The following is a 4,849-nucleotide window of genomic DNA, read 5'->3' as shown; positions in this document are numbered from 1 at the left end:
ATCTGTACTGCAGTAACGGCTGGGCGGAGATCGACAACAACATCGCGGAAAACGCCCTGCGCGGTGTGGCTCTGGGCCGGAAAAACTGGTTGTTCGCAGGCTCAGACGAAGGTGGGGAGCGAGCAGCGATACTGTACTCTCGCTGATCGGCACCTGCCGGTTGAACGGCGAGGATCCAGAGGCATGGCTGCGTTACGTCATCGGACATATCCAGGACTGGCCAGTGAACAGGGTGCGCGATCTGCTGCCGTGGAAAGCCTGCTGAAAGAATTTAAGTCGTCGGGTCCGGCTTACCAGCAGCAGGTCCATAAAACTCTCTGGTCCTCATAGTGGCCCGCAGTTCTGACTGCAATAAGGCCGGATACAGAGCTGCAACTACTCGTCAATGTCGGAACAACGAAAGCCTTGCAAACCGGGATGCGTTCATACAGAGAGCATGAAAAACCGTGGGGCAGTCGCTACATTGCGTCATTTGTATTGCTGGCATTTTCTTAAACTACATGTCCCCATAATACCGGTGGTCCCGGGTATTAACTCTGGTGCCCCACACTTTTTCATGCTCTCCTACCACGCCTTAAGGCCGTTGCCAGTCAGAAACTCTATCGTACCGGTGATGACAAGCCCGGCGACTATCCAAATCTGGAACCCGTGTTAACCCGCGCCATTAACTGGGAACTCATCATTCAGCAGTACGATGAGATGATTAAATATACAACAGCATTAAAACAGGGGACCGCAGAGCCGGAAGCCATTTTACACCGGTTTACCAAAAACAACGTTCAGCATCCGACTTATAAGGCTCTGGCAGAGCTGGAGAAAGCAATAAAAACCATTTTCCTGTGTCGGTATATTGGCTCCGAAGATCTTCGTATTGGGGTAAATGAAGGGCTGAACGTAGTGGAAAACTGGAACAGTGCGAATGCATTCATTTTTTATGGTAAGGGCGGGGAAGTAGCGACAAATCGTCTGGAAGAGCAGGAGCTGTCTGTCCTGGCTCTGCATCTATTGCAGATTTGCCTGGTCTATGTGAACACGCTGATGATCCAGCAGGTACTCCATGAGCCTGTATGGCTGTCACGAATGAAGGCAGAAGACTTCAGGGCCCTGACGCCGCTGATTTACACCCATGTAAACCCCTACGGGATATTTGAACTTGATATGGAAACAAGGTTGCCGATCGAGGTGGTGGCCTGAAAGTTGGCAGTTATCGCAGCTACCCGGTCACTACCCCTTATTGAACATATCACCGAGCTTGAAACAGCTCTGGAGCAGGAACTGAGTCGCGAGGACGTAGGGCAACACCTTCGGACTATACCGGGTATCGGCCCGATAACCGCCAGCGTGTTGTCATCGCAGTTGGGTGATGGCAAGCAGTATGCCAACGGCCAGTATTTTGCTGCATCAACCGGTCTGGTACCACGACAGCACTGCACTGTGCGGAAAAAATACGCTTCTGGGGATAAGTAAACGGGGGATAAAAATCTGTGGCAGTTGTTGGTCCAGTGTGCCCGGCATTTATCCAAAGGATCGATAATCAGTTTGGAAAGTTGGCTGACTGGGTCAGGACGCAACTGGCAAGAAAGCATTCCTGCGTAGTATGTTGTGCACTGGCCAACAAATTAGCCCGGATAGCGTGGGCAATCACAATACGACAGATTGTGTTCGAAAGGTAACGATGACGCGAGTCTGATTGGCAGGTTAATCGTTAATTAAAGCAGTTCCCAATCTGACTTTGCAAAGACTGATTATTGATGACATGAACGGCCTAACGGCCTGATGAAAAGCCTCAGTATGAAAATGGCTCTCTGAAGCCGGACGGTTTTTTGGGCTCATCAGGCGCGGCATCCATGCCCAAAGTGACGCCGGATAGATTTAAGCAAGCCAACATTAATCAGGAATCAGTGTTGCAAAAATGGTGGGGACCATAGATAGATTTCATGCTCTCGTTGGACAGTAGCCACCCAGGGCTAACGCGGCGTCGTCATTTGTGTCGAACCACCGTCGACAGCATCGTCATAAGATTCGTAATACTCTGTTTTTATGACACTTATCATCTTGGCGTGTTTTATGCATAACCAACAGTAGAATCCACTTTTTACTATCCCTGAGAGATCAACTAGGAGTTATTGATGAACCAGTTCATTATCGCCGATCCGAAAAAGTGTATCGACTACCGCACCAGCGAAGTTGCCTGCGTGGTGGCTCACAGCGAAAACTAGGATGTTACGGTACTCCACTCCGCCAGCTTACACCGCGCTTGCATGTGATCAACGTCACCGTACCGCGCTCAACGCTATGTCATCCCTGTTTTAGGAACCGAATTGATGAAAAAAATCACAACCGTCTGCCCTTACTGCGGCGCAGGCTGCAAAATGAAACTGGTGGTCGATAACGGCAAAATTATCCGTGCCGAAGCAGCTGATGGTGTGACCAACCAGGGCAAGCTGTGCTTGAAAGGCTATTACGGCTGGGACTTCCTCAATGATACCAAACTGCTGACGCCGCGCCTGACGCAGCCGCTGATTCGCCGTGTAAAAGGCGGCAAGTTTGAGGCGGTTAGTTGGGATGAAGCCATCCGTTACACTGCGCAGCGCCTGAAAACCATCAAACAGCAACACGGCGCACGTGCCATTATGCATACTGGCTCCTCACGCGGTACCGGCAATGAAACCAACTACGTGATGCAGAAATTTGCCCGCGCAGTGATCGGTAGCAACAACGTCGACTGCTGCGCCCGCGTATGCCACGGCCCGTCAGTAGCAGGTCTGCAAGCCACTCTGGGTAACGGCGCGATGAGCAACTCGATTGACGATATCGAAAACTCCAAATGTCTGCTGATTATCGGCTACAATTGTGCCGATTCGCACCCGATTATCGCCCGCAGAGTGCTGAAAGCAAAAGAAAAAGGTGCCCAGATTGTAGTGTGCGATCCGCGCCGCATTGAAACTGCCCGCATTGCCGATCAGCATCTGCAAATCAAGAACGGCTGCAATATGGCGCTGATCAATGCCTTCGCGCATGTGCTGATCGAAGAGAACCTGTATGACCGCGATTACGTCGCTAAATACACCGAAGGTTTCGACACCTATCGCCAACAGTTGGCCGATTACGCGCCGGAGGCGTTGGAACATATTACTGGAGTCAGCGCCCAGCAGATCCGCCAGGCAATGCGTACTTACGCCAGTGCCCCTTCTGCCACCGTGATGTGGGGCATGGGCGTCACCCAGTTTGGCCAAGCCGTAGACGTGGTGAAAGGCATCGCTAGCTTGGCGTTGCTGACCGGTAATCTAGGACGAGCTAACGTGGGCGTCGGGCCAGTACGTGGCCAGAACAACGTGCAAGGTGCCTGTGATATGGGGGTGCTGCCCAATGAATTCCCTGGCTATCAGGCTGTGACCGATGCCGCCGTACGCGCAAAATTCGCCACCGCTTGGGGCATTGATGCCGCACAGATGGACCCGGAGATCGGTTACCGCATAACCGAAATCCCACATCTGGTGCATGAAGGCAAGGTGAAGGCCTACTACATCATGGGGGAAGATCCGCTACAGACCGAAGCCGATCTGAACTTGGTGCGCGGCGCGTTTGAAGCGTTGGAGTTTGTGGTGGTGCAGGACATCTTTATGACTAAGACCGCCGAGCAGGCCGATGTGATCCTGCCCGCGACCTCTTGGGGTGAGCACGGTGGCGTATTCTCCTGCGCCGATCGCGGTTTCCAGCGTTTCGAAAAAGCCATTGAGCCGCAATATAACGTCAAGCGTGACTGGGAGATCATCAGCTTACTGGCTACCGAGTTGGGCTATCCGATGCATTACGATAATAACCAGCAGATCTGGGACGAAATGCGTGAGCTGTGCCCGCTGTTTTACGGTGCCACCTATGAAAAAATAGGCGAACTCGGCCACGTACAATGGCCATGCGCTACGCTAGATAGCCCCGGTACGCCTTATTTGTATCAAGGCAACCAGTTCACCACACCATCTGGCAAAGGCCAGCTATTTGCTACTGCCTGGCGCCCCCCGGCAGAGATCCCGGATGCCAGCTATCCGCTGGTGCTGTGTACCGTGCGTGAGGTAGGGCACTACTCCTGTCGTTCGATGACCGGTAACTGCGCCGCACTGCAAACACTAGCGGATGAACCAGGTTTTGTGCAGGTCAACCCACAGGAGGCTATTGAGTTGGGGATCGCCGATCAGCAGTTGGTGTGGATCAGTTCGCGCCGTGGCAAGGTGATTAGCCGTGCCAATTATAACGACCGTATCAATTTGGGTGCAGTGTATATGACCTATCAATGGTGGATTGGTGCCTGCAACGAACTGACGCAGGAAAACCTCGATCCGATCGCCAAAACTCCAGAAACCAAATACTGTGCAGTGAAACTAGAGGCGATCGCCGATCAAAATTGGGCAGAAAACTACGCTCAACAAAGCTACAGCGATATGAAAGCCCGGCTGCGCAACGCAGTGGAAAATGTGATGTAACCAGCTAGGGAGATTTCGAAGGGCCGATAAAATCGTGTTTTCTGGTATAGGGGTTCTACGCCGGAACCCCAGATTTTTCCGTTATCCCAGTTTCAGCCCGGCAACCAGCGCATCCAGGTCAATAATCTCATTGCTGCTCTGGAAGGTATAATGCCCGTTCAGCAAAATGTGCTGCCAGGCCACCGGTGATATCCGGGCCAGAGCCTCAATGCCTTTGGCATTGCCTTCTGCTTCCAGTCGTTCCAGCAATCGCGACAGGATCGCCGAGTTGTAATACACGATCGCGTTGGAAATCAGCCGCCCGCACTGGTTGCTGATGTCTGTTTCAATGTCATTTTTCCCGGTTAACTCCTTCTTTCCGCCGACTT

The 4,849-nt window shown here is 52.3% G+C and carries 2 protein-coding genes and 3 pseudogenes; 4 read left to right on the top strand and 1 reads right to left on the bottom strand.

Annotated elements, in window-relative coordinates; all coding sequences use genetic code 11:
- From ACRDCA_RS20660 to fdhF, 4 genes and pseudogenes are all read left to right on the top strand, one after another.
- Nucleotides 1-265: pseudogene (locus tag ACRDCA_RS20660) on the top strand (transposase domain-containing protein); the annotation flags it as partial.
- Nucleotides 266-537: 272 nt separating this feature from the next.
- Nucleotides 538-1,194, top strand: a pseudogene (locus ACRDCA_RS20655) (Tn3 family transposase); the annotation flags it as partial.
- Nucleotides 1,195-1,230: 36 nt separating this feature from the next.
- A pseudogene (locus ACRDCA_RS20650) lies at nucleotides 1,231-1,673 on the top strand (transposase); the annotation flags it as partial.
- 651 nt (nucleotides 1,674-2,324) lie between these two features.
- Nucleotides 2,325-4,481 carry a formate dehydrogenase subunit alpha gene (gene fdhF, locus ACRDCA_RS20645; protein ID WP_438691232.1) on the top strand — a complete coding sequence of 719 codons (2,157 nt, stop codon included), beginning with the start codon at nucleotides 2,325-2,327 and terminating at the stop codon, nucleotides 4,479-4,481.
- An 81-nt stretch (nucleotides 4,482-4,562) separates the two neighbouring features.
- Here the strand turns inward: fdhF and ACRDCA_RS20640 are convergent.
- Nucleotides 4,563-4,849 (bottom strand): Tn3 family transposase (locus tag ACRDCA_RS20640; RefSeq protein ID WP_438691231.1); only part of this gene is annotated, 287 nt, incomplete at its 5' end.

The sequence above is a fragment of the Serratia sp. (in: enterobacteria) genome (genome assembly GCF_051654945.1).
Taxonomy (GTDB): domain Bacteria; phylum Pseudomonadota; class Gammaproteobacteria; order Enterobacterales; family Enterobacteriaceae; genus Chania.
The sequence above is the reverse complement of the archived record's forward strand: the minus strand, read 5'-3'. Positions and strand labels throughout refer to the sequence as shown.

What these genes read in the sequence shown, in the direction of transcription:
- fdhF (WP_438691232.1), top strand. Translation starts at nt 2,325, where the DNA reads ATGAAAAAAATCACAACCGTCTGCCCTTACTGCGGCGCAGGCTGCAAA.